This is a genomic window from Saprospira sp. CCB-QB6, from assembly GCF_028464065.1.
Taxonomy (GTDB): domain Bacteria; phylum Bacteroidota; class Bacteroidia; order Chitinophagales; family Saprospiraceae; genus Saprospira.
Window position 1 is genome coordinate 737,150 of sequence record NZ_CP116808.1, and the last position, 22,942, is coordinate 760,091.

General features: G+C 45.4%; 18 protein-coding genes. 8 read left to right on the top strand and 10 right to left on the bottom strand.

Annotated elements, in window-relative coordinates; all coding sequences use genetic code 11:
• Positions 1-88: 88 nt before the first annotated feature.
• The gene (locus PPO43_RS02815) at positions 89-454 is read left to right on the top strand and encodes a cupin domain-containing protein (RefSeq protein ID WP_272620281.1); all 366 of its coding nucleotides are present in this window, start codon (positions 89-91) and stop codon (positions 452-454) included.
• The gene (locus PPO43_RS02820; protein WP_272620282.1) at positions 435-3,416 is read left to right on the top strand and encodes a CHAT domain-containing protein; all 2,982 of its coding nucleotides are present in this window, start codon (positions 435-437) and stop codon (positions 3,414-3,416) included. Before PPO43_RS02815 ends, PPO43_RS02820 begins: the two co-directional genes overlap by 20 nt.
• Before the next feature lie 80 nt (positions 3,417-3,496).
• Here the strand turns inward: PPO43_RS02820 and PPO43_RS02825 are convergent, their stop codons facing one another.
• From PPO43_RS02825 to PPO43_RS02840, 4 genes are all read right to left on the bottom strand, one after another.
• Positions 3,497-4,123, bottom strand: a complete 627-nt coding sequence (locus PPO43_RS02825; protein ID WP_272620283.1) for an IMPACT family protein — start codon at positions 4,121-4,123, stop codon at positions 3,497-3,499.
• Between the two features lie 10 nt (positions 4,124-4,133).
• On the bottom strand, positions 4,134-4,955 hold the full coding sequence (locus PPO43_RS02830) for a 1,4-dihydroxy-6-naphthoate synthase (protein ID WP_272620284.1): 822 nt from the start codon (positions 4,953-4,955) through the stop codon (positions 4,134-4,136).
• A 445-nt stretch (positions 4,956-5,400) separates the two neighbouring features.
• Complete coding sequence (locus tag PPO43_RS02835; protein ID WP_272620285.1) at positions 5,401-6,417, bottom strand: threonine aldolase family protein; 1,017 nt, start codon at positions 6,415-6,417, stop codon at positions 5,401-5,403.
• Between the two features lie 348 nt (positions 6,418-6,765).
• Complete coding sequence (locus PPO43_RS02840) at positions 6,766-7,974, bottom strand: acetyl-CoA C-acyltransferase (RefSeq protein WP_272620286.1); 1,209 nt, start codon at positions 7,972-7,974, stop codon at positions 6,766-6,768.
• A gap of 232 nt (positions 7,975-8,206) precedes the next feature.
• On the opposite strand from PPO43_RS02840, the gene PPO43_RS02845 reads away from it, so the two are divergent.
• Positions 8,207-8,722, top strand: a complete 516-nt coding sequence (locus PPO43_RS02845) for a hypothetical protein (protein WP_272620287.1) — start codon at positions 8,207-8,209, stop codon at positions 8,720-8,722.
• 529 nt (positions 8,723-9,251) lie between these two features.
• Here PPO43_RS02845 and PPO43_RS02850 read toward each other — a convergent pair.
• The gene (locus PPO43_RS02850) at positions 9,252-11,351 is read right to left on the bottom strand and encodes a M43 family zinc metalloprotease (RefSeq protein ID WP_272620288.1); all 2,100 of its coding nucleotides are present in this window, start codon (positions 11,349-11,351) and stop codon (positions 9,252-9,254) included.
• A 600-nt stretch (positions 11,352-11,951) separates the two neighbouring features.
• Between PPO43_RS02850 and PPO43_RS02855 the strand changes: the two genes are divergently transcribed.
• Complete coding sequence (locus tag PPO43_RS02855) at positions 11,952-12,842, top strand: hypothetical protein (protein ID WP_272620289.1); 891 nt, start codon at positions 11,952-11,954, stop codon at positions 12,840-12,842.
• A gap of 37 nt (positions 12,843-12,879) precedes the next feature.
• Here the strand turns inward: PPO43_RS02855 and ung are convergent, their stop codons facing one another.
• The 5 genes from ung to PPO43_RS02880 all read right to left on the bottom strand — a co-directional run bounded on the left by ung (position 12,880) and on the right by PPO43_RS02880 (position 16,820).
• Positions 12,880-13,560, bottom strand: a complete 681-nt coding sequence (gene ung, locus PPO43_RS02860; protein ID WP_272620290.1) for a uracil-DNA glycosylase — start codon at positions 13,558-13,560, stop codon at positions 12,880-12,882.
• Positions 13,561-13,651: 91 nt separating this feature from the next.
• Positions 13,652-14,302: a hypothetical protein gene (locus PPO43_RS02865; protein ID WP_272620291.1), complete on the bottom strand. Its 651-nt coding sequence runs from the start codon at positions 14,300-14,302 to the stop codon at positions 13,652-13,654.
• 12 nt (positions 14,303-14,314) lie between these two features.
• Entirely contained in the window at positions 14,315-14,734 is a 420-nt protein-coding gene (locus tag PPO43_RS02870) for a RusA family crossover junction endodeoxyribonuclease (protein ID WP_272620292.1), read from the bottom strand.
• A gap of 200 nt (positions 14,735-14,934) precedes the next feature.
• Positions 14,935-15,618, bottom strand: coding sequence for an endonuclease III (gene nth / locus PPO43_RS02875; RefSeq protein WP_272620293.1), 684 nt, complete (start codon positions 15,616-15,618; stop codon positions 14,935-14,937).
• Positions 15,619-15,947: 329 nt separating this feature from the next.
• Entirely contained in the window at positions 15,948-16,820 is an 873-nt protein-coding gene (locus tag PPO43_RS02880; protein WP_272620294.1) for a sigma-70 family RNA polymerase sigma factor, read from the bottom strand.
• Positions 16,821-17,238: 418 nt separating this feature from the next.
• Here PPO43_RS02880 and PPO43_RS02885 point away from each other — a divergent pair, with 418 nt between their 5' ends.
• The 4 genes from PPO43_RS02885 (at position 17,239) to PPO43_RS02900 (ending at position 22,577) form a co-directional block, all read left to right on the top strand.
• Positions 17,239-17,613, top strand: a complete 375-nt coding sequence (locus PPO43_RS02885; protein WP_272620295.1) for an START-like domain-containing protein — start codon at positions 17,239-17,241, stop codon at positions 17,611-17,613.
• A 58-nt stretch (positions 17,614-17,671) separates the two neighbouring features.
• On the top strand, positions 17,672-18,721 hold the full coding sequence (locus PPO43_RS02890) for an SPFH domain-containing protein (protein WP_272620296.1): 1,050 nt from the start codon (positions 17,672-17,674) through the stop codon (positions 18,719-18,721).
• 72 nt (positions 18,722-18,793) lie between these two features.
• Entirely contained in the window at positions 18,794-21,208 is a 2,415-nt protein-coding gene (gene pbpC / locus PPO43_RS02895) for a penicillin-binding protein 1C (RefSeq protein ID WP_272620297.1), read from the top strand.
• 403 nt (positions 21,209-21,611) lie between these two features.
• Complete coding sequence (locus tag PPO43_RS02900; protein ID WP_272620298.1) at positions 21,612-22,577, top strand: polymorphic toxin type 23 domain-containing protein; 966 nt, start codon at positions 21,612-21,614, stop codon at positions 22,575-22,577.
• Positions 22,578-22,942 lie beyond the last annotated feature (365 nt).

Consider the following 22,942-nt stretch of genomic DNA (forward strand, 5'->3'; position numbering starts at 1 on the left):
CCTTCAAAGTATTTTGTCACAAAAGAGAGTATTACTTTCATCTTTTGGGCGATAAGTTTTATCTTATAAACAGATAAAACAAACAAACATGTCTCAATACTTCAAAGCCGCCCGAGAAAGTCCCGCTTTCTTAGCAGGCGATGCAACCCTTCTGCAAGAAATTGCCCACCCCCTAAAAGATAGCTGGCCCATTGGTTATAGTTTGGCCAAAGCCCAATTGGATGTAGGGCAATCGAGTTTGCCTCATCGCTTAAAAGGCAGTGAGCTTTATTATGTGCTCTCTGGAGAAGCCAGCATTTTCATCAATGGTCAGGAGCAATTGCTTCAAGCAGGTGATTGCTGTTTAGTTCCTGCTCAGGCCGAGCAATATGTCGAACAAAAAGGAGATACCCCCTTTCATTTCCTTTGTATTGTAGAACCCTATTGGCAAGAAGATGAAGAAGATATACTATAAACATCCCCTAGCAATCCTATTTTTAGCCCTTCTTCTATTTTTTTTGCCCCAAAGCTTAATGGGCCAAGAAAAGGGGCGCATTGACAGCCTAAAAGCCTTGGGGCAGGAGGAAAGTATTTTGGGCGCCTTAAGCTATAACCAATGGGCCAAAAAAGAATTTAAAGCCAAAAATTATAGTGAAGCACTACAGCTTTTTGAAGAAGAAATTCGCTGTAGAACTCATTTGCTCGACACAGGCGAACTAGCTACGCTAAAGGTTCGCGCCTATTATAATGCTAGCCTAATGGCTAGAGTCCTTGGCCAATATGAATTGGCCCAAAAACATGGTTTTGCCTGCCTCAACAACAGCAAAAAGTTGTTGGGGGACAAGGATGTAGAAACCCTAGATGCCTATCGCCTCATTGCCGATATTGGCTATTATAGCCAAGCCTATGAACTAGAGCAAAGCTATGGCGATACCGCCCTTTGGCTTTGTGAATCTGCTGAAACCTTAGACAGTAGCCGCTATAGTAGCTTACTGGTCTTGCAAGCCGCCCGAGAAATAAAAAAAGGCTTTTATGTAGAAGGGGATCGACTCTTGCAAAAGGCCCTCAAAATTGAAAGTCAACGCAACCCTAAGGACCCTAAAATCCAAAAAAGCTTGGCCAAAATTTATAATGATTTGGCCGTTCTTTCCGATTATCAAGACCGCTTTGGCAGTGCCCTAAATTACTACAACAAAGCCCTCGCTTTGCGAAAAGCAACCGGGGGAGAAGAACAACTTTCCCTCATTTGGTTATATGACAATATGGGCGTGCTCTACCATCGTATGGATCGCCCCTTAAACGCCTTGGAATACCAACACCAAGCCCTAGATATCGCCAAAAAGCTAATTGGAGAAGACCACCCCCGCTATGCCCTCGTCTTACAACACTCAGCTGTTTCTTTTTACAAACTCAACCAATACGGACAAGCGGAAAAGCGCCTACAAAAAGCCATAAACATCTATATAAAAAGCTTAGGTGCAGACAGCCCCAAAGTAAGTGTTGCTAAAATGAGGCTGGCCAAGGTTAAATCTCAGCGAGATTGGCCTGCCGCTCAAGTCCTTTTTCAAGAAGCCGAAAGCATTTTACTAAAAAATATCACGCAAAATGGCCCCGCCCTAGCCGATCTCTATTTTGAATGGGCCGATGCGGCAGATAAACATAAACTGGGCAAAGTCATTCTGGAAAAAACAACTCAGGCCCTAGAAAAAAATCGTTATCTAGGTAAAGATAACTATCGAGAACCTCGCTTAGCCCTTCGCTGCTGGACGCTCTGGCTAAATTATGCCAACTATAATGACTTTATAGGCAAAAAAACACAATTGCTCGCCCTCCAACGCGATATTCATAAACAATTGGAACGCAGCCCTAACCAAAGTGATAAACAACTATTGCTCAATACCGCCAAACACTTTTATGGCGCCTATATTGACCATATTTACCGACACAAAGCGCAGTATCTTCAAAAAGAAGACATGCGCAACCAACTCCTCGCCCTCTTTGAAACCAGCAAATCGGTCCTCTTGAACCACAGCTTGGCCCTACACCAAAAACTTCGGAGCCTACAACTTTCCCCCGCTCAAGAAAAAGCTTGCTTAAAAGCACGCAATCAAGCTGTTTATTATGAAGAGCTTTGGACCCAAGCCGATCCTCAGGATAAAGCGGCCTTCGCCCGCCTCAAAAAGCAATATGAACAAGCAAAAAGTAATTGGCAGAAACTAGAAAAAGAGTTTGGCCTAGACAAAGCCCGAAAAAATGCAGCTAACTGGCAACTGCCCAATGTTAGACAACTACAAGCAGAATTAGGGACCAAAGAATTACTCCTCCACTATTTTTCTCATAAAGACAATCACTTTTGTCTGAGTATCGGCCGTCAGGAAATTCAATTGAAAGAACTGAACAAAATATTACTCAAAGCCCCGCTTGCCCGCTTACTCAATGGCTTCTACCAAAGCGAACAACTCTTTGAATTGGATGCCAAACAACGCTACAAAAACTTTGTAGATGATGCTCAACTCCTATCAGAACTCCTGCTCCCCAAAAACATAGCAGAGTTTGACCAGTTGAGTATCGTTAGTGATGGCGTCTTGGAATACCTTCCCTTTGAACTCCTCTTTAGCCGTGCAGTTCTACCCGAAGATAATTTCAAGACCCTGCCCTATCTCATCCGAACAAAAAGTGTCCGATATGTGTACAACTGGGAGGTATTACAAAAACAAGAACAACATATTCCCCAAAAAAGACCTAAGATGCTTGCCTTGGCCCCCGTTTATAATTGGGAAAGCCCCATACATAAACCCTTAGCTGGTGCCCAAGAAGAAGTATCTTGGCTAAACAGTCGCTATCGCTCTCAAAAAATAGAGCCTTTCCCCAATAAGCAACAGTTGTTGGCTAGTATTGGCGGCTATCAATTAGTACATTTGGCTATGCACGCTCTGGCCCCAGATAGTAGTGACGCCTTTTTGCTTTTACCCGAAAAAGGCGAAAATGGTCGACTAGATAGTAAAGAACTAGCCGCCCTTTCTCTAGAGAAACAAGATCTGCTCGTCCTCTCCGCCTGCCAAACTGCCCTTGGCAAACAAAGTAATGGAGAAGGGGTTATGAGCCTTGGTCGAGCTTTGGCCCATAGCGCCGCCCCCTCGGCTATGGTAACGCTTTGGTCCTGGAACGATGAATCGGCCGTCTACCTTATGCGCCGCTTCTATATCCAACTCGAACAAGGCCTCCCTAAAGATAAGGCTCTACAAGCCGCCAAAATAGATTATCTCAATAATGCCCAAGAAATACACTGCCATCCCTTTTTCTGGGCCGCTCCTATTATCTTTGGCAACCGCCAAGCCCTGCCCCTAAGCCCCCAGCCAAATTATTGGCCCTACTATCTGGGCGGAGCCGCAGCCTTTTTCCTCCTCCTACTCGCCTTCTGGCGCTGGAGGTCTTAACAAAAAAGCACTTAACCAACAAAAGCCCCCAAGCGAATAGCTTGAGGGCTTTTTTCATTATATTTTCCTTTTCCTCGGGGCTATTCCTCTAGCCCTTCCGTCTTAATATCTGTAATCAAAGGATCATCCAAGCGCGCCTGCAACTCTGCCAAGCGAGATAAGGGCAACGAAAGCGTCAAAACGACTTCTTCCGCCGCATAATCAGAACTTTTGATGTCCATATCCGCCCCCTTTAAATAGTTCATCCAATCACTAAGTAAAGGATAGGGCAAGAAGAGCTTGACTTTCTGTTTCAGAATCCGAACAACCGTCGGTGCCTCATTCAAGGCCTCAAAACTAGCCGCCTTATAGGCCGTTTTCAAACCTGAAGTCCCCAATTTGGTCCCCCCAAAGTAACGCACCACAATAATTAAACAATGCGTTAATCCAAAACTATCAATTTGGCCCAAAATAGGCCGGCCCGCCGTTCCCGAAGGCTCTCCATCATCATTGGCCCGATAATGCGTTTTGTCTAAACCCAAACGCCAAGCATAACAATGATGCCTCGCCTTAAAATGCAACTGCCGAACCTCTTCCAAGTATAACTGGATCTCCTCTTCATCCTCTACCTCATAGGCATAGGCAATGAATTTACTCCCTTTTTCCTTATACAATCCCTCCCGGGGCTCCGCCAAAGTCGTATAGCGGTCAATAATTTCTGCTGACAAAATAAGGCCTTTAAATCGCTACCCAAAGGGGCAAATCTGCTTGAATATTGAGGCTCTGCATCAACTGGGCAATGGCCGCCTCTCCCTTTGGTCCAAAATCTATACTGTTCTCGGTAACATACAAATTGATATGCTGCCGACAAACTTCTACATCCATTTCTTGCGCATGCTCCGCTACATATTCCGCCGAAGCTAATGGGTGCGCAAAGGCATATTCTACCGATTTACGCAACAAGCGCCCAATCTTTTGCTTGAGCTCCTCTGGCAAATCTCTACGAACCGCTATGCCGCCCAAAGGTATTGGCAAACCCGTTTGCTCCTCCCAATATTGCCCCAAATCCATTACCTTATGCAAGCCTCTTTGGGCATAGGTAAAACGGTTTTCATGAATCAACAAGCCCAAATCTACTTGCCCAGCAAGAACAGCCCCCTCAATATCCGAGAACAAATATTCTTGCCGCTGCTGAGCCGCAGGAAAAGCAAAGGATAAAAGGAAATTTGCCGTGGTATGCTGCCCCGGAATCGCAATTTTTGCTCCCGCCACTTCTTCTTCCGAAAAAGGCCGTGCCGCCACCAATAAAGGCCCACAATTGTTCCCCAAAGCAGAACCCGCCCGCAAGAGTTGATAATCTTTCCACAAATGCGCAAAAGCATGATAACTCAACTTGCAAACAGGCAACTCCCCCGCAAAAGCTAAGCGATTAAGCTCCTCTACATCCGCATGATGTACCTCAAATTCTAATCCCTCTGTATCTATTTTCCCATGCACCAAAGCATCAAAGATAAAGGTATCATTGGGACAAGGCGAATAGCCTATTTTGATCTTTTCCATTTCTTCTTTTTATTTTTCTTTTGGGGCCTCCGCCTCGCTTCGCTCGTCGGCGGTTACTCCCTTTGGTCGTCGAACTGCGGACTAAAGTCCTTGTTGTCGTTGCGCAGCTCGCTGCTGTTTTGGGGCCTCCGCAGCAAAGCTGCGGCGCTACGTTGCGCAGCTCGCTCTTCGCTCGGCCCTTCGGCGCTTTGCGCCTCGGTCTGGCCTGCGGCCACTGCTCCACATCGCTAGGCCAAATGGGAGTCCTGTGCTTCGGCCATCCTTGGATAAAAAATTCAGGCTAGTCAAGGCATTTTTTAAAGGCATAGCCTTAGCTATGGCTGAGAAAAATAACGCTGAATAGCAGGAATTTAAATCAAAGGATAGAAGTGACAGGACTCCCATTTGGCCTTTGCCATTTTGGCCCTTTGGGCCAAGGGCAGCCCAGCCGCCCTGCACGGCCTAATTAAATAGAGCGCAAGATTTGCTCGGCCTGCTGCATATCTGCTGCAGAGATATCCAGATGAGTAACTAGACGTATCCATTGCCCCCCAAAGGGAACAGCAAACAGGCCTTTGGCCGCCAATTGGTCCAAAAATGCCTGAGGCGATAATTCATCCCTTAAACGAAAGAGAACAATATTAGTTTGTACAGGGGCCAATTCTTCACAATAGCCTTGTTTTTCTAACAAAGCGCCTAGTTGGGCCGCCTTCTCATGGTCCTCCGCCAAACGATCCCATTGTTGGGCCAAAGCATATTGCCCAGCCGCCGCCAATTGGCCAGTTTGCCGCATTCCACCACCAAAGAGCTTGCGCAGACGTCTAGCCGAACGGATAAAACTGCTAGCGCCCAATAATAAAGAGCCAATAGGTGCCCCTAGGCCCTTAGAAAGACAGATCGAAATGCTATCAAAGCAGGCCCCTACTTCTTTTTCGCTATAACCTTTGGCCACAATGGCATTGGCAATGCGGGCCCCATCTAAATGGACGGCTAAGTCTTGCGCACGGGCCAATTGAGATAATTGCTGCATTTGGTCCAACTCATAACAGCTTCCACCTCCTTTATTACAGGTATTTTCCAAAACTAAAAGCTGGGCTGCGGCCTTATGCAAATCATTGGGATTGGGCAAGGCGGCCAACAAACTCGCAGGCTGCATCAATCCCGCCTCATCATTGGTCAAAATGGGGGTAAGGCCAGAGTGAAAGCTAATGCCCCCTACCTCATATAAATATACATGAGCCCGTTGATCACAAATGAGGCTACCAGGAGCCGAGCTATGGTTTTTGATCGCAATTTGGTTGGCCATGGTCCCAGAGGGACAGAAGAGGCCGGCCTCAAAGCCAAAGCGTTGAGCTGTTTCTTCTTCTAAGGCATTGGTTAAGGGATCTTCGCCAAAAACGTCATCGCCTAGGGGGGCCTTTTGCATGGCGGCCAACATTCCTTTGCTTGGCCGAGTGACGGTATCGGATCTAAAGTCTAGCATGAAAATCGAGATTGAAGTAGAAAAATAAGTGGGCCGCCTTTTTGGTCCAACTACTGCGTCCTACAGGGCCGAAGGCCCGCAGGCCTAGCGATGGAAGGCAGGGCGGCGCAGCCGCAGACCCAGGCCGTCAGGCCGCAGGGCCGAGCGAAGAGCGAGCTGCCGAACGTAGCGCCGACGAGCAAAGCGAGGCGGAGGTCCAAAAACGACAGCGAGCTGCCGAACAGCAAGCCCTTTAGGCCCCCATTTGTTATTTAAAAGGAGTGTGCAGCGAGGCGACAACAAGGACTTTAGTCCGCAGTTCGACGACTGAAAGGAGTAACGCCCCAAAAAAGCAGCAGTAAGGGTTATTTATTCAACTCGTTCAATCAGCAGGGCGGCACCAAGCCCCGCTCGGGCCGAAATAGAGATACAACCTAGGCGTTTATCCTCTTTTTCGAGTCCATCGAGCAAATTGGCCAAAGCGATGCCGCCCATGGCGCCAGCGGCATAGCCCCAGGCGATATCGCTACCAAAAATATTGTATCGATCCAGTGGAATATCTAGTGCTTGGGTAAAATGTAGGCCGACAGCGGCGAAAAGCTCCACTTTTTCCCAGAGTTCAATATCTTTTTTGTCAATTTTTGTTTGGGCCAGTAGTTGCTTGACCGCCTCTAGGCCAGCGGTAAAGCTGAGGGTAGGATCGACGGCCACCACCTTAGCGCTAAGGACCTTAGCTCTGGCTTTGAGGCCTAATTTTTCGCCAATTTCGGCATTACCGAGCAGAGCCATAGCCGAGCCATCGGCCAGTTGGGCGGCAGAAGCGGGAGTATGCAAATGCTCCACATATTCCAAAGAGGGATAGCGCATAAGGGCCATTACATCGAGGTCCTTGGCTTCTTTTTCGGATAAAATGGGGGCGAACTGGGCCATATCTTCAGCCTTTAGGCCATGGCGGAGACATTCGTTCTTTTCGAGAATAGGCAGGCCATTCTGGTCATAGACGAGGGCCGCGTTGTGGCGAAGCCATTTAGCGGCTTGGCTTTTTAGGGCTCTTTGGTGCATCTCGAAAGCGTATTCATCTAGTTCTTGGCGGTTAAATCCCTGCAAATTGGCGAGGAGATCGGCGCTTAGGCTGGGCGGCACAAAATTCACGGCGGCTCGGACCAATGGATCGTAGATCATGGCACCTCCGTCGCTGAGTTCGGGCACGCGGTTCATACTTTCTAGGCCTCCGGCCAAAACCAATTGCTCCCAACCGAGTTCTATCTTAGCTGCGGCCATTTGCAGAGCTTCTAGGCCCGAGGCGCAAAAGCGGTTAATTTGGGTACCTGCCACTTGATAGGGCAAGCCTGCATAAAGGGCAGCGGCTCTGGCGATATTGCCACCTTGTTCGCCCACGGGGGTCATGCAGCCCAAAAAGAGGTCACCAATATAGTCGGCAACGGTAGGTTGGGCCTTCAAGACCGCTTGTATGCTGCTATCTAGCAGCTGGATCGGTTTGATCTCTTGTAGAGGGCCGCTATTTTGGCCAGCGGCACGAGGCGTTCGGCTGGCGGCATATATAAATACATTTTGCATCTTAGTCGACATCTATTTTTAGAACGCATTTAAAGAGGAGAGTCCTTGCGCTTGGCGGTTAATTTTGCGCTGTTCTTTGCTTATTTTTAGTCTTCATCAGTTGGCTATATTAGCAAAGGAAGTATAAAATAGTCCTCAAGCATTAGACGAGTAAGATAAGGGCCTCATTCTCTCTGTCGTTCTTATTTTTTCTCTGCTATTGTACATCCCCAAAATAACAAATTTCAGGAATATGTTGCACGCTCCAATTAAACGGACCTCCTACCCTTGGGCCAAACCAGCCTTTTATGTTTTTGCGGTCCTTTACCTTTTGGGTTTTTGTCTACCTGCTTATCATCTACATCCTTTAGTAGAGTTATTGATTGAGGAGCGTTTTGGCTTGGATATGCCGGCCCAGTCGCTTTGGGGCTATCAGGTCCCTATTTATTTTTTCAAGCAGATGGTCGATCATCCTTTATTACTTTTTGCCAATATGGCCAATTTTCTGGTCTTGTTCATGTTTGCCTATCAGCTCTTGCGGCCTTTTGGGAGCTATATTCTACTCAAAAATTCTCTAGTAATTTTGATGTTAGTTGGGACCTTTATCTGGCCTTTACTCTTGCGCACTGGCTTTGATTGGGGCTATTATGCCTGGGCTATGGGGGCCATGGGGATGAGCTTTTGTTTTTTATCACAGCCTTTGAATCAGCCCAAGGATAAATCTTTGGAGAATACAGATATTTTGGATGCCGATTATTTTTCGTCTTAGGCCTATAGTCATCTAAGAGGGGCCATCTAGCACTTAAACTCAATAAGCATCTTCAGCTAGAGGATAAAGTAAATTGCTTTTTGGGCACCACGGACTGCTACGGACTTCTCGGATTAGCTCCGTGGCCACCACGGACTGCTACGGACTTCTCGGATTGGCTCCGTGGCCGCCACGGAACGCTACGGACTTCTCGGATTAGCTCCGTGGCCGCCACGGAACGCTACGGACTTCTCGGATTGGCTCCGTGGCCGCCACGGAACGCTACGGACTTCTCAGATTAGCTCCGTGGCCGCCACGGAACGCTACGGACTTCTTAGATTGGCTCCGTGGCCGCCACGGAACGCTACGGACTTCTCAGATTGGCTCCGTGGCTTAATTTAAGCCTCTATTTTTTCTTTAAGGGTCCCCCCTCTATTAAAAAGAGATCCTTGCTTATACGGCCAAATAAAGCGCTTCCTTTATTTTGGGACAAAAAAAGGGCGACTCCAAAGAATGGAGTCGCCCAAAAAGTGCTTATATCTTCAACTAATTAGTTGATTTTAACAAACTTCTGTTTGATTTGCTGGCCATCGGCTTGGATGGCTGTAAAATAATAGAGTCCATCGGTTAGTTGATCGAGGGCAATGCTATGTTGTCCATTTTGCAATTGGCCAGACCAAATTTGGCGGCCCATAGCATCAAAGATTTGGGCATCGACAACTCCTTGACTATTGAGCTCTACGGTTAGTTGTTCGCGAGCGGGATTGGGATAAAGCGAAAGAGAGAAATTCTCTGTAGTAGTTACATTAGCTGCAATTCTATTGCTAGAAAGACAGAAATTAGTAGTTTCGCTACTGCCGAAGCTAGCGCCGCTAGCAAGTACATCGCCTTGGGCGTTAGTGAGGCTATAACTACCAGTACCATAGCTACAGCAGATACCGTCTCCATAAGAATCATAGATAACAAAGTCGTAGCAAGCCGAAGGCAAACATACATCTTCGCTATAGCTGCTACCGCTGTAGTTATCGCCACTAGCTACCACCGTACTGCTTGCATCAATGATCTCCCAACTTGTTTCTCCAGGGTAATTATCAAAGTTAATATTGAGACTTAGGGTTTCTCCACAGCTCGGTTCTCCTCCTGTGCTACCATCAGCATCTTCTAGACGAATATTATCAATAGCCATATCACTAGTATAGCTAGTTCCTGTACTGCCATAAAAGCGGAGTTGCACGACTTCTCCAACATAAGCACTAAGATCTACAGTAGTAGATAGCCAAGTATTGCCTTGATTTGATGAAGTTGTCCATAGAGTAGTCCAGCTACTTCCATCGGTACTAGCTTGAAGACTAAGTGTTCCCATAGCCGATCCATACATATGGTAATCAAAGCTAAATTCGGGATTGGCTAGAGCGGCCAAGTCAAAGCAAGGGGCATTCAAAATGGCCACTTTACTTGGATAATTGGGAGAAGAGGCTTCAATATAGAGATAGTTAGTCGCTTCTGAAGCTGCAGAGGGACCAGTAGAAGACGAGGGCGTTCCTCCGCTATTTTGTGTCCAATCGATGTCATCGCTACTGCTTTGGCTCCAATTACCTAGGCCAGACTCAAAGCCTTCTGAATAGGGAAAGCTAGAAATAGCGCTACTACAGAATGTAGTTCCTCCGCCAGTGCTTCCACCACAACCATTAGAGCTAAGGAGGCTTTCTCTGAAGCCGCCGGGAGCGAAGAGGGCCTGCATACGAGCTTTTTGTCCAGCTGTAAACAAGTTCATACAAGCGTCATCAGAATAATCCATGTAATTTTGGACCATATCTGTAGAGCCACAAGATGTATGGCCTGTAGAGCAGCCATAGTTAGCGGCATCAGAGGCGGGAGTATCTCCCACATAGTCATCAACTCCACAAGCGCCATCGCCCCAGATGTGGCGAAGGTTGAGCCAGTGGCCCACCTCATGCGTAGCAGTACGTCCGCCATCAAAGGGAGCAGTAGCTTGGCCTACTGTACCAAAGTACTTATAGCCCATCACTACACCATCTGTAGCGGCAGAGCCAGAGCCAGGGAATTGCGCATAGCCCAAAATGCCGCCACCGATATTACAGACCCACATATTGAGGTATTGATCACGTGGCCAAGCATCTTTTCCTCCTTGGCTGCTATACTTCATAGCATCATTGGTAGAGAAGCTAGAGACAGAAGTATAAGTTCGGGTGATTCCCGTTGTGGCATTTCCGTCAGGATCTACAGTTGCTAAACAAAATTCGATTTCTGAATCCGCAGCTTGAGACCAAGTATTGTCTGCATCGGCATTAGTTCGACGGAAGTCATCATTGAGCACCTGAATTTGAGAAAGAATTTGTGCATCACTAATGTTTTGAGCAGTTGTGTTATAAATTACATGCACAACTACAGGGATAGTCACTACCGAACGACTACTACTTGCTTGGCCTGAACGGATGTAGTTCTGAGTATGCTGCTCAATATCTTGCATACGTTGTAGCGTAGCGGGATCAGCTTGCTGTTGCAGTTGCAAAACATCCATAGCATGACAATTTCGAGGGCCAGGAGGATGGTTATGCTGAGCCGAAAGGCCAAAAGAAAAACATAAAAAAAGACAACAGGCTAGCTGTTTAAAGGATAAATAATTCATAAACCAGGGATTAAATAGTTTAATAGATTTTTTGATTGCTTCAAATTTAAGCAGAAAAAAAAGTCTTAACCAAATAAAATTTTAAAACTAAACTCAAACATTATAAATAAACCAAGTATTTAATTTAATCCTCAAACTATATAAATCACCTATTTCAATGCAGGCAAAACAAAAAATTTTCTGCCATATGGTTTTTTAATAGTAAAAAACTATGGCAAACTAATTTTAAAAAGAAAACTCTAATAAAAAATCGGTCCTCAAGCCATTCTTTGGCTAAGGCCGATAGGACCTAATAAATCTAAATAATAAGCATAGGTATTTTAACTTATGTTAATATTTGTTAAGAACAATCCTACCCTACTTAAATTAGGGAACTATTTACGGCCCAATTTTTTCGGTGCCTAGCCAAAATTTAACTCTCTTCCGATTTAGTCTTGGCCAGAACGCTTTCTGGCTGAGGGATAGACAGGGGTGGCCCAAAGGGCCAGACCCAGCGGGCAAAGCCCGCGCAGGGCCGAGCGAAGAGCGAGCTGCGAGATAGCCCGACCTGAGCGTAGCGAAGGGCAGCCCCAAATTAAATCAGATTAACCTATATTACTTATGCGATTATTATCTCTTTTGATTTTTAGCCTTTTTTGGGGCCATAGCCTATCTGCCCAATTGGATATTGAGAATTGTCAGTTTTTGCCCGATTTGAAAAGCTGTACGACCTTGGTGTTTATGCCTGCTTATGATACCGCTCAAAACCATAGTTATCGGCAAATAATTGAGCAAGAATGGCGGTTGACGCCTTTAAAATTTGTCTCTTATCAAGAATATTTGCAGTATAAAAACAAAAAGGGCTATGCTTATTTGCTTTTTGGAGACGATAAAATTAGCAATGCCAGCCAGCGCTCTAGTTATGTTTATTTGGAACTTTGGCTTTGGGCAAATGCGCAAAAAAAGCGGCTGGCGCGCATGGAGTTGTACCCCGATGCGCAGACGAGTCAAGATCCATCGCTGATTTATGACTATCGATTTAATACGGAAGGCCATATCTTTAATTGGTCGGAGGGGATGCTTAAAAATTATTTGCAGCAGATGCAAGACTATTTGGAGCGGGGACAAAAGCGTTCTGGCTTTCGGCCTGGGCCCGCCAAAGCGGAACTTAAGCAGCTAAAAACGGACACCCTTTTTATTCCAGATTATGTGCTCAAGGAATTTAACACCTATTTGGAGGCCAAGGGGACGCAATCAGCCCAAGAGCTGATGGCGAATTATCCTTACCCTTATAAAATAATTAGTAATAAGGCTTTATCGAAGAAAATTTTGGCTTGTCCAAAGGGCAAAAAAATTTATTATTTGCTTTTTGTGCGCAGCAATAGTGACAAATACGTTTCAGTCATTGAGGGGCAATCGGGCGATATTTTGTATAGTCGCCTACGGCCTTTGCAGTTTAATTTGCGGCCAAAAGATTTGCAACGCTTGGCCAATAAGGTCGCTAAGTTTTAGCAAAAAGGGCTGTCGGATAATTCCGACAGCCCTTTTTTTATGCCTCCAAACGCCAATCAATTGGCTTTTTCCCCTGTTTTTCTAAATAGGCATTGGCTTTTGAAAAATGAGCCGAGCCCAAAAAGGCCGTTCCCGCCAGAGGCGAAGGATGCGTGGCCTCTAAAACCAAATGTTTACTTTCATCAATAAGGACCTTTTTCTTTTTGGCAAAGCCGCCCCAAAGCATAAAGACCAAACCTTCTCGCTCTTCTGACAATTTTTGGATGACGGCATCTGTAAAATTTTGCCAGCCAATTTTGGCATGAGAAGCCGCCTTCTTATGCTCTACAGTTAGGGCCGCATTGAGCATAAAGACGCCTTGATCGGCCCAAGACTCCAAACAACCATGTTTTGGAGCGACAAAACCTTCAATATCGCTGCTCAATTCTTTGTAGACATTGCGCAAAGAAGGCGGAATTCGCTGGCCCTTGGGCACCGAAAACGAAAGCCCATGCGCTTGCCCAGGTCCATGATAAGGATCTTGGCCCAAAAGGACCACCTTCACCTCATTAAAAGGGACTTTATTAAAGGCATTAAAAATAAGGGGACCAGGTGGATAAATAGTTTTGCCCGCTTGTTTATCGGCCAGTATTCGGGCCTTAATTTTGGCAAAATAATCTTGCTCAAATTCTGCTTTTAAGACCTCTAACCAAGAGGCTTCAATTTGTACTTGACTCATGTTTTTTTTAGTTAGCTTCAGCCTAAAGCTAAGGAGTTTGCCAGAGAATATCCATAAAAAAAGCCCCGAAATCGGGGCTTTTTTCTATAGCTTAAACACCTTTGGCCAGGGCTTCTAGTAATTTCTTTTCTAGTTGTAGGAGCTGTTGCAATTTGGGCATAGCATTGCTATGCAGTCGTCTTTGTTCTAGTTGTAATAGCTGTCGGTTATCTACATAAGGTTGTAAAACTTCCCATTCTTCGGGGCTTAGCAGGGCTTTTTCTTGGACCAATTGCTGCAGTCGCTGACGCAAGTTCCTCGCTGGAGGCTGATCTTGCTGCTGCATCCCATACAAATAACTCAATTGATCTATTTGTTGCCAATAATTTTGCTGCTCATTTAAAAAGCTAGACTGCGAGGCCTGCAGCAAACGCTGAACTTGTCCCTGCTGAGCACTCAATTGATTGCGCAAAAGCTGACGCTGCGCCCGATGTTTGGGCGAGGTTTTCCAAATGGGGCCTGCCACATCAATGCGCAAATTCGGCAAATCCTCGGCCAGTTCGGTGATTTCCTGAATCTGTTCTAAACTGGGGCTATCCCAATCACAGTAAATAAAGTAAACATCCTCCTCCCCATCTTCTACCAACAAATCAAATTTAAATTGTTGCAGACGCTGATGAAGATCATGAGCAGCTGGCCCCTCCACAATTCGCTTGGGAGCAGCCGCCTGATAAGCCGTTAAATAGGGTTGTAGCTTTTGCATTTTGGGGTATTTTTAACTGAGGCGGGTTTGCAATTCATAAGCCTCGATCGTAATCGAAATGAAATCTTCTTCTTGCCGAAAAGCATCCTGAAAACATTGAATTAGATAGGCTTTAGCTCCTCTAATGTCTTGAATATCATAAATGTTCCGCCCATGGGCACTTACTTTTTTAACTTGTTTGTCATCCAAGTAAACTTCCCCATTCAAAGCATCCTGAATTGGCTTGATGATATTGTCCGTATCCAAATCCGTCTCCTGATGATAATAATAGGAAATAGATAATTCCATGGCCCGTTCATTGGGCAAATCTTTGCGTTTGGCCAACACTCTTTTGGCCTCTTTTCGTATCTGTCCCTTCCAGCGCTCTCGCCTTTTTCCACTCGATTGCACACTGGCCGGCTTGCCAATTACGGCAATCACTATTTTTTGCATTTCTTTTCGTTTCCTATTTTTTGGGGCCTCCCGCAGCCCTTTTTACGGGGCTGCGGGCGCTATGTTGCGGGGCTCGCTATTCGCTCGGCCCTGCGGCGGCGCTGCCGCCTGGGTCTGGCCCTTTGGGCCACCCCTCCACAGCGCTAGGCCGTTGCAGGCTTTGCCTGCAGGGCGCTTCGCGCCCTTTTGGGACCTTAAATTTAGGCCTTTTTATCAAATTCCTCAAATAGTTCTTGGCGGCCGTATTTACTACAAATGGGACAGTCATAAGGGTTGTGTCCTCTTGCGGGACAGTACTCTCGACCAAAGAAAATGATTTGCAGGTGCAATTTGTTCCAACTTTTCTTAGGAAATAATGCTTTTAGGTCTTTTTCTGTCTGCTCTACTGATTTTCCATTGCTCAATTGCCAGCGCCAAGCCAAACGATGAATGTGAGTATCCACAGGAAAGGCGGGATGACCAAATCCTTGAGACATGACTACAGAGGCCGTTTTGTGGCCCACGCCAGGCAATTTTTCTAGGGCCTCAAAGCTTTCGGGCACTTCACCTTGGTATTCCTCTAGCAGAATTTGAGAGAGTTTAGAAATGGCCTTAGATTTTCGGGGGGCCAGGCCACAGGGCCGAATAATTCGCTCGATTTCGGCAACGGGCAATTTAATCATTTCGGCTGGCGTGCTGGCCTTTTCAAACAGAATGGGCGTAACGGTATTCACTCTAGCGTCTGTACATTGGGCCGAGAGCAAAACGGCCACCAACAAACTGTAATTATCGGTATGTTCTAGTGGAATAGGCGTTTCTGGATAAAGCTCATCCAGCCATTTCCGTATATTTTTGCTCACTGTTTTATGGCTAGGATAACGGCCAGGGCGTTTTCTTTTGGGCATAAGTAAAAATCTTTTGAGTGCAGAGCAAGATACAATTTTTTGTGCAGATAGACGGACCGAGGCGAAGGAGTTCTATTTGGCCTAGCGATGTGCAGCAGTGCGGCGAAGCCGCAGACCAAGGCCGTCAGGCCGCAGGGCCGAGCGACCCGACCAACGGGAGCCGACGCAGCGAAGCAAGTAATAGCGAGCTGCGACAACAAGGACTTTAGTCCGCAGTTCGACGACCAAAGGGAGTAACCGTAGCGCCGACGAGCGCAGCGAGGCGGAGGCCCCAAAAAAAAGGCCTCCTTATATAAGGAGACCTTGAGATTTTTTCTGGCTGGCTAAAATTAGCGGCCGAGATAAGCTTTGAGCAACTTACTTTTAGAGGTAGAGGTTCTCAATTTATTGATAGCTTTATCTTTAATTTGGCGAACGCGTTCGCGAGTCAGGCCAAACTTATCGCCAATATCTTCTAGTGACATGGGATGTTGGTAGCCGATACCGAAATAGAGTTTGATCACATCTCTTTGGCGGTCAGTTAGTGAGCAAAGAGAGCGTTCGATTTCGTTGCGCAAAGACTCCATATATTCTAGGTTGGCGTCTGTTTGCGGCGTATTGGTATTTTCGAGTACATCGAGGAGAGAGTTATCTTCTCCTTCTACGAAGGGTGCGTCCATAGAAACGTGGCGAGCGGCCACGCCTAGGGTAGTTTCTACTTCATTGGAGCCGATAGAGAGCACTTGAGCGAGTTCATCGGCGGAGGGTTCGCGTTCGAACTCCTGTTCCAATTTAGAGAAGGCCTTATTGATCTTGTTGAGTGAACCCACTTTATTGAGGGGAAGGCGCACGATACGAGATTGTTCGGCTAGGGCTTGGAGGATAGATTGGCGGATCCACCAAACGGCATAAGAGATAAATTTGAAACCACGGGTTTCGTCAAAGCGTTGAGCGGCTTTGATTAGGCCAAGGTTTCCTTCATTGATTAAGTCACTGAGGGAAAGGCCTTGATTTTGGTATTGTTTGGCCACAGAGACCACGAAACGGAGGTTGGCCTTCGTCAAGCGCTCCAAGGCGACTTGATCGCCAGCCTTAATGCGTTTTGCCAAATCCACCTCTTCTTCAGGGGTCAACAAATCCACTTTACCGATCTCTTGCAGATATTTTTCTAGCGATTGACTTTCGCGATTGGTAATGGATTTGGTAATTTTTAACTGTCTCATGAACCTACTATTTTGAGAGGCAACCGATTAGCCTGCAGTTGCACTGTATTTTGATTAAGATAGAAAATGCCCAACTACAAATATAGGGCTTTTTTGTGGTATTCGCTTCTTTAACTACCAGAATTGCTTTTTTTGTTCATCTCTTCGCTATTTTATGAAAATAAAAAGGGTTTTCCTTGGGATCAGCTTTTCTAGGGGCCTAAGTTTTTAAGCATTCGTTTGCAAAAGTTGTTTTTTTATTTTTTATTACGAACGGAGATAGTTCTGTGGGTTTAAAAGGCCTCCCAATTTTCTCCCTAAATCAGAAGATGCCCCATAGAGAAGAAAAAACAGGGCGTTAGTCACAGTGAACTCATTAAAAGTTAATATTCAAGACGATTTAGACGTCAAATGAGTTCATAAAAAAGAGAACATCCTTATGAATAGAAAAAAATTTAAGGTAGAATTTTTATTTCGGGCATCTCCCAAAATTGTATATAGCTTTCTTTCTACTCCTGACAATTTAACGCGTTGGTTTTGCGATGATTGCAATTTGGTAGAGGGGCAATTTAGTTTTGATTGGGAAGGCAATGAAGAAATTGCCTATTTGCTCGAGTCTCAAGAAGATAGTTATTTGCGTTTGCAGTGGGAAGATTTCCCTGATGAGTATTTGGAGTATAAGATGAGTCGTTCAGAGGTAACTGCAGAAACTATTTTGGAGATTACTGCCTTTTGCGATGCGGACGAAGTAGATGAGGAAAAAGATTTTTGGGCCAACCAAATGGAATCTCTTCGCAGAGCTATGGGTGGTTAATCTTTTTGTTTTTTTAGTGTTTTACATGATTATCCCAACGACTTAAAACTTAAATACTATGTTTGGTTTCCTCAGAAATGAAATGCTCGAAGTAATCGAGTGGAAAGAAGATAGCAAAGACGTTGTGCTTTGGAAATTCCCGGATAAAGATGCCAATATTAAATATGGTGCTCAATTGACCGTGCGGGAGTCGCAGATGGCCCTTTTTCAGAATGAGGGACAGATTGCGGATGTTTATTTTCCTGGCCGCCATAAATTGGTTACGGAAAATATGCCAATTCTCACAACTATCAAATCTTGGAAGCACGGCTTCAACTCGCCTTTTAAGTGCGATGTTTATTTTGTAAGCGGTCGACAGTTTACGAATATGCGTTGGGGTACGCCCAATCCTATTTTCATTAAGGACCCTGAGCTCAATCGCGTTCAAATTCGGGCCTTTGGGGTATACTTTATTCGTATTAAGGATCCCAAGAAGTTTTATAGAGAGTATGCAGGGACCAAAGACATTCTTTACATTTCTGAGCTAGAGGATTCGCTACGTGGTCTTATTGCGCCTAAATTTGCAGAAGCTTTGGCCAAAAGTGCGGTATCGGCTTTTGATATTTATGCCAACTACTCCACTTTAGGGGATACTATTGCGCCTATTTTGCAGCAAGATCTCGATCCCTTTGGTATTGAGTTGACTAAATTCCAAATTTCTAGTGTGTCTCTTCCGCCAGAAGTGGAAGCACACATCAATGAAATGGCCAAGGTAAATTATACTTCTGACGCCAATTTGGACAAAATGCAGCGCATGGCCAATATTGAAGCGACAAAAGAATCGGCCAAACATGGCATTCAGCCGCAGCAGCTCCAAAATCAGAATCAGCAGCAAATGATGCAACAGATGATGATGCAACAAATGATGCAGCAGATGATGAATCAAGGTGGCGGCATGAATAATATGATGCAACAACAGCAGCAACAACAACCTCAGGCCCAAGCCCCCAAGCTAAGCCGAGAGGAAGTGATGAAAAACCTTAGAGAGTTAGGAGAACTCAAAGAAATGGGTATCCTAACAGAAGAAGAGTTTAATAGCAAAAAAGCTGAGCTTTTAGCCCAGCTTTAAGCCAACTTTATTAAAGTGATTTAGTCAATCTTATCTTTTGAGGTAAGATTGACTTTTTTTAGCCCCGATCCTATGAAGATCTTCCGAGCTTTTGTCCGTTTCTTATATCGATGGCGCTACCTCTGGCTCCTGAGCTTTTCAGCGGCTTTGTTGTTTTATATTTTTTGCTTGCCCAAAACCCTTTTCAAAGATCCTTATAGCTTTGTTTTGCTTGATCGCAAAGGGCAATTTTTGGGGGCCAAAATTGCCACTGATGGACAATGGCGCTTTCCCCCTACCGATAGTTTATCCCCAAAGTATATTCGCTGTTTACTAGAGTTTGAAGATCGTCGTTTTTATTCGCATTGGGGAATTGACATCTATGGTTTTGGGCGGGCAGTTCGAGATAATTGGCAAGCTGGGAAAGTCGTTAGCGGCGGGAGTACTATTAGTATGCAACTGATGCGCTTATCTAGAAAGCGCAAGGGACGAGCCTTCAGTCAAAAAATCATGGAAAGTATTTTGGCTTCTCGTTTAGAATGGTCCTATTCAAAAGATGAAATATTGAAGCTTTATGCTAGCCATGCGCCTTTTGGAGGCAATGTGGTGGGCATAGAAGCTGCAGCCTGGCGTTATTTTGGAAAATCAGCCCAAGAGCTCAGTTGGGGCGAGGCCGCAACCTTGGCTGTATTGCCGAATAGTCCGGCACTTATTCACCCTGGCCGAAATAGATCGGCTCTAAAAACTAAGCGCGATCGATTATTACAGACTTTAGTCGAGCGTCAGGTTTTAGATAGCCTAGAAGCAAGTTTGGCCCAAAAAGAACCTTTACCTGAAGCACCTCTGCCTTTGCCTCAAGAAGCGCCGCACTTATTAGAGCGAGCCCGCCAAGAATTAGGCGATGGCTTACAGCTACAAAGTTCTATTGATCGCTTATTACAACTACAGCTATCTAATCTTTTACAACGTTATCATCGAGATTATCGGCGGAAGGATATTTATAATATGGCTGCTCTAGTTGCTGATATAGAAACTGGGGAAATCTTAGCTTATGTGGGAAATATTCAGGATGAGGATAAATCTGATATTCATGCGGATGATGTAGATTTGATTCGGGCCGCAAGAAGCACAGGCAGTATTCTCAAACCTTTTTTATATGCCTTTATGCTAGAAGAAGGGCTATTAAGTCCCAAAACTTGGCAATCAGATGTGCCGATTTCCATAAAAGGGTATCGACCAACAAATTATAGTGGGCAATATATGGGATTGGTGCCCGCGGGGCAAGCCATTGAGCGCTCACTCAATATTCCTTTGGTCCTCATGCTACAAGAATATGGCGTTGCTAAATTCCAACAGCGATTGCGCAACCTGGGCATGAGTAGTTTGCATCGTTCGCCCAAAGATTATGGACTCTCCCTTATTTTAGGTGGGGCTGAAGGGCGCTTAGATGAAATGCTCGGCGGTTTTGCCAGTATGGCGCGAACCTTAAAGGCTTATGAAGAACGACCTTATTGTCCCTATTTACCCGAACAGTTTCGGCCCCTCTCCTATCAACCTTATGTAGCGAATGAACAGCCCGCTTTAGAAAACTGTAGTGCTCAACCGCTACTTTTATCGGCAGGAGCGATTTATCATTGTTTTCGAAATATGCAGCGCTTGGAGCGACCCGCTTCTGAAGGCGCTTGGGAATATTTTGAATCGGCCCGACCTTTAGCTTGGAAAACAGGTACTAGTTTCGGATTTAGAGATGCCTGGGCCATGGGCGTAAATGGTAAATATGCTTTAGGCGTTTGGGTGGGCAATGCCGCCGGAGAAGGTCGGCCCGAATTAGTCGGCGTACAGGCCGCGGCCCCTATTCTATTTGATATTTTAGATCTTTTGCCCGCCGATGAAGCAGAAGAATTTATTTTGCCTGAAACAGAGTTGCAGCCGCTAATGCTTTGTGCCCATTCTGGTTATCGAGCGCAAGAAAACTGCATCCAAAAAGAGCGCATACTTTTGCCTCCTTCGGCCCAATCACAACTAGCAAGTTGCCCTTATCATCAGCAATTGGTGGTGGATAGTGCGGAGCAATACCGCTTACACGCAAACTGTGCAAGTTTAGCCGAGAGCAAACAAAAATCTTATCTTATTTTGCCCCCTTTAGAAGCGCATTATTACCGATTGCGGCAACCTTTATACGAACCCGCTCCGCCTTATCGTCCAGATTGCTTGGCCGATTTGCCCGAAGCTCCCCGACAAATGCAATTTATTTATCCCAAACAAGATTTGAAGGTCTTTTTACCCATTGATTATGATGGCCAACGTTCCAAATTGGTCGTTAAAGTGACACATCAAGAAAATAATGCAAAATTACATTGGCATTTGGATCAACTTTATCTGGGCAGCACCGAAAATTTTCACGAAATGGAAATTCAAGCCGCCAAAGGACAACACAAAATTGTTGTGACAGATGAATTGGGCCAAAATATCAGCCGAAATATTGAAATTTTATCTGAAGGCGATTAGGTTTTTCCCCCATTCCTTAGCCCAAGACCTTTTTACGGTAGGTTAACACCCTCATGAATTTAACCGCCGAAGAATATGGCCAAAAGAAAAAAGACCGTTGAGCGGCCACAACAAGCCCTTTAGGGCGCAGTTCGACGACCGAAGGGAGTAACCGATGCGAAAGGGAGCGGCACAGCCGCAGACCCAGCAAAAAACTTGTTTTTTTGCGCAGGGCCGAGCGAGCAACGAGCCCCAAAACGACAACAAGGCCTTCAGGCCGCAGTTCGACGACCAAAGGGAGTAACCGCCGCACTTTAAGAAATAGCGGAGGCCCCAAAAAAACAAAAATCAAATCTCCTCTTTCTCTTTTCAGGGAGTTGAATAAAATGGGTACTTTTGGACTTTTCCAACGGAATAATTTAGCATGAAAAGTCATCTCTTTCTTCTCTTTTTCTTTTTGAGCAGCTCTTTTTTGTCTGCCCAATCCTTATCGCCACATTTTGGGGGACAATTGGGAATTAGTTTTAGTTTGGGGACGCATTTGCGGCGCTTGGGTTTTATGGGACGTTTGTATTATGCAGGCGATTTTTATCAGTTGAATTTGCAATGGCATCAACAATATAATTGGTCCGCTAGAGGGACGGATCAGCGGGGTTGGGAAAGTCAGATTAAATTGGGCGGCCAGGCAAGTTGGGGCAAAAAATATCAGCGGGCCGAACAAATTCATCCTTTTTTGACGGCCGTCGGGCAACAAACGGCTCGGCCTTATGCCTTGGGGTATGCCTATATTATTTATTTGGACCAATGGAAAACTTCGCAGCGTTCGGGTATTTTTTCTGCTCAGGTTCAAGATTTTCGCTTCTTTTTTGAAAATGATTTTTTAGCCTTTCAAAGTTTGGATCGTTATCGAACGGGGGCCATGGGTTTGCATTATCGTTATAAAGATTGGCAGTTTGGGCTCAGCAATATTAGTTATACAGGCGATGCCTACAGCCCTTTTAGTCCATGGATTGAAGATCCGCAGTTTCCTTCGGCCTCTGGTTATATTGATATGGCTTCGGCTCCTTATGGAAATAAATCTTTGGGCGTTTTGGCCTTAAAAATAGATTGGCGACCAAATTTTTCGGCTTTATCGCATGACTTTTTAGTTCATTTGCAACCACAATTGTCTTTGCGTTTGGGCGTCGATGCCGAACAGATTCGAAATGTGGCCCAAAATAAATGGGTGCATGATTCTAAGTTGTTGCCGTTAAACTGGAATGAAGAAAAAAACCCTCATATTCCAATGGTAGATAGCAAGGGCTGTTCTTATTTGTATTTGCCCGGCCAAAAAATTCGTCGGCCCCGCTTTTTTGGCGAACTTCAACTCAATGAGGTAGAATTTTATTGATTTTTTTCTAATCTGTTTTTTTTGGGGCCTCCGCAGCTTTGCTGCGGCGCTACGCTTCAGGGCTCGCAGGTCTGCTCGGCCCTGCGCAAAAAAACAAGTTTTTTGCTGGGTCTGCGGCTTCGCCGCCCCAGTTTCCATCCCTCAGCCGCTCATCTTGTTTTTTTCAGTCTATCTTTTTTCTTCGGCAGTTTAAGGACAAGAATTTTTTACTAAAATAAATATGGCCAAGATTTTTTACTGGCCACAAAAAAAAGGGCAGCAAAAACATTTAAGTTTTTGCTGCCCTTCCCTATTTGAAAGCCGCTAATTGAAAGGCCTAAAAAAGCTAAACTTTTATGAGAGAACAACTTGCGCTTAGTACAAAA

What these genes read in the sequence shown, in the direction of transcription:
- PPO43_RS02815 (WP_272620281.1), top strand. Translation starts at nt 89, where the DNA reads ATGTCTCAATACTTCAAAGCCGCCCGAGAAAGTCCCGCTTTCTTAGCA.
- PPO43_RS02820 (WP_272620282.1), top strand. Translation starts at nt 435, where the DNA reads ATGAAGAAGATATACTATAAACATCCCCTAGCAATCCTATTTTTAGCC.
- PPO43_RS02830 (WP_272620284.1), bottom strand. Translation starts at nt 4,955, where the DNA reads ATGGAAAAGATCAAAATAGGCTATTCGCCTTGTCCCAATGATACCTTT.
- PPO43_RS02835 (WP_272620285.1), bottom strand. Translation starts at nt 6,417, where the DNA reads ATGCTAGACTTTAGATCCGATACCGTCACTCGGCCAAGCAAAGGAATG.
- PPO43_RS02840 (WP_272620286.1), bottom strand. Translation starts at nt 7,974, where the DNA reads ATGCAAAATGTATTTATATATGCCGCCAGCCGAACGCCTCGTGCCGCT.
- PPO43_RS02845 (WP_272620287.1), top strand. Translation starts at nt 8,207, where the DNA reads ATGTTGCACGCTCCAATTAAACGGACCTCCTACCCTTGGGCCAAACCA.
- PPO43_RS02850 (WP_272620288.1), bottom strand. Translation starts at nt 11,351, where the DNA reads ATGAATTATTTATCCTTTAAACAGCTAGCCTGTTGTCTTTTTTTATGT.
- PPO43_RS02855 (WP_272620289.1), top strand. Translation starts at nt 11,952, where the DNA reads ATGCGATTATTATCTCTTTTGATTTTTAGCCTTTTTTGGGGCCATAGC.
- ung (WP_272620290.1), bottom strand. Translation starts at nt 13,560, where the DNA reads ATGAGTCAAGTACAAATTGAAGCCTCTTGGTTAGAGGTCTTAAAAGCA.
- PPO43_RS02865 (WP_272620291.1), bottom strand. Translation starts at nt 14,302, where the DNA reads ATGCAAAAGCTACAACCCTATTTAACGGCTTATCAGGCGGCTGCTCCC.
- PPO43_RS02870 (WP_272620292.1), bottom strand. Translation starts at nt 14,734, where the DNA reads ATGCAAAAAATAGTGATTGCCGTAATTGGCAAGCCGGCCAGTGTGCAA.
- nth (WP_272620293.1), bottom strand. Translation starts at nt 15,618, where the DNA reads ATGCCCAAAAGAAAACGCCCTGGCCGTTATCCTAGCCATAAAACAGTG.
- PPO43_RS02880 (WP_272620294.1), bottom strand. Translation starts at nt 16,820, where the DNA reads ATGAGACAGTTAAAAATTACCAAATCCATTACCAATCGCGAAAGTCAA.
- PPO43_RS02885 (WP_272620295.1), top strand. Translation starts at nt 17,239, where the DNA reads ATGAATAGAAAAAAATTTAAGGTAGAATTTTTATTTCGGGCATCTCCC.
- PPO43_RS02890 (WP_272620296.1), top strand. Translation starts at nt 17,672, where the DNA reads ATGTTTGGTTTCCTCAGAAATGAAATGCTCGAAGTAATCGAGTGGAAA.
- pbpC (WP_272620297.1), top strand. Translation starts at nt 18,794, where the DNA reads ATGAAGATCTTCCGAGCTTTTGTCCGTTTCTTATATCGATGGCGCTAC.
- PPO43_RS02900 (WP_272620298.1), top strand. Translation starts at nt 21,612, where the DNA reads ATGAAAAGTCATCTCTTTCTTCTCTTTTTCTTTTTGAGCAGCTCTTTT.